The 1,410-nt window shown below is 65.0% G+C and carries 1 protein-coding gene; it reads right to left on the bottom strand.

Translation table 11 applies throughout. From position 1 onward, the window contains the following. Positions 1-19 precede the first annotated feature (19 nt). Positions 20-1,294: a transposase gene (locus DC522_RS33490; protein WP_245444763.1), complete on the bottom strand. Its 1,275-nt coding sequence runs from the start codon at positions 1,292-1,294 to the stop codon at positions 20-22. Between the last annotated feature and the right edge of the window lie 116 nt (positions 1,295-1,410).

Raw genomic sequence — 1,410 nt, 5'->3', positions numbered from 1 at the left:
GATACTGCTGGCGAATTCATCATGCTGGGACAGGGGCCATCATGAGCTTGGTGAATGCGGATTGCCGCGTTCGTGCGAGCGGCGTGCCCGCGAACCAGGCACCCAGCCGAATGAGGTTCATGGCAGCCACCGTCAGCACGTGTTGCAGGTGCGTCTTTGCCAGTCCGATGTAGCGCGAGCGCCGCAGATGCAGGATCCGGACGCCCGCCGAAATCGTTCCCTCGATGCCGGCGCGCTGTCGATACTCTTTCGAGAAGGCAAGCTGCTCCTCGCGCTGGCGAGCCGCCTCCAGCGTCTCGTGTTCCTCGCGGGGGCGTAGCGTGAGCAGGCGCCGCCCGCTTCGGGGACACCGTGTCTTCAACGGACAAGGTCGACAATCTGTTGGCGAGAAGCGAACTTTGAGGGCGGTTCGCCCCTGATGGTAGTCGGGGGCCCAACTCTTGCTCTGGTGCCCGGCCGGGCAGGTCGCCATTTCCCGATCCCAATCGAGGTCCTGCACCGTGAAGCCTTCTCCTGACCGGGCCTGCCACTGATCATCCTTGGGAGCCGGCCCGAACAGCGTGACGCCTTTCTTCCGGCTGGCCACCAGTTGGTCAGCCGCAACATAACCGGCATCGGCCAGAGGAGTGTCGGGCAGCAGACCTTTGGCATCAAGGGCCTCATGGATGTCGTCGAGCGCGTCGCGATCAACGACGGGTGCCAGGGTGGTCTCCACATGGGTGATCAAGTGTGGTCCGCTCTCGCCGCACGTCTCGGTCAGATGCACCTTGTAGCCGATCCAGATGGTTGACTGCTTCCTGGCGTCATGCACTTCCGGATCGTAGGGCGAGGCAACCATCAGCAGCGAGGGTGGAAATCCCTCCTGGTCAGTCCGCCACCGCACCCGAAGGGGCGCCTGAGTCCCTGTGGTCGGAGCATCGTCGATGAGGCAGAAGTTCTGGAGCCAGACCTGCCGCAACAACTCAACCGCCGGGATCTGCCGCAGCCATAGCGGCGCATGAGGAGCCATGATGGCCGCAAGCACCTGATGACCATCGCGCCCGATCTGCTCGGCGTGGGCGCGCCGCTTCGCCTCGCCCGGCGGCACCTCATGATCGCCAGCCCGCCGGTCATAGCGCTCCAGCCAAGCAGGATCAGCATGGCCGCGCAGCCATTCGGGGGCCGCTGTCGCCAAGGCATTCAGGGCGGCGCACAGCGTCTCGGTCACGCATTCGAGGCGGTTCAGGAAGCGAACGGCTCCGAGCACATGGGTCGGTGCGCTGCCGGCCCCGTCCACTGAGCAGCTTGTGCTCACGGCACAGCGCCAGAAGGATGTCGAGCAGATGCTCCTCCGCGCCTCCTGCCACAAGGCGGCTGCGGAACTCACTCAGGACAGAGGCATCGAAGCCAGGGTCGGTCAGCTCCAACCCC

This window comes from Microvirga sp. KLBC 81 (genome assembly GCF_003075415.1).
Classification (GTDB): Bacteria; Pseudomonadota; Alphaproteobacteria; order Rhizobiales; family Beijerinckiaceae; genus Microvirga.
This window is presented reverse-complemented; position numbering and strand designations above follow the sequence as displayed.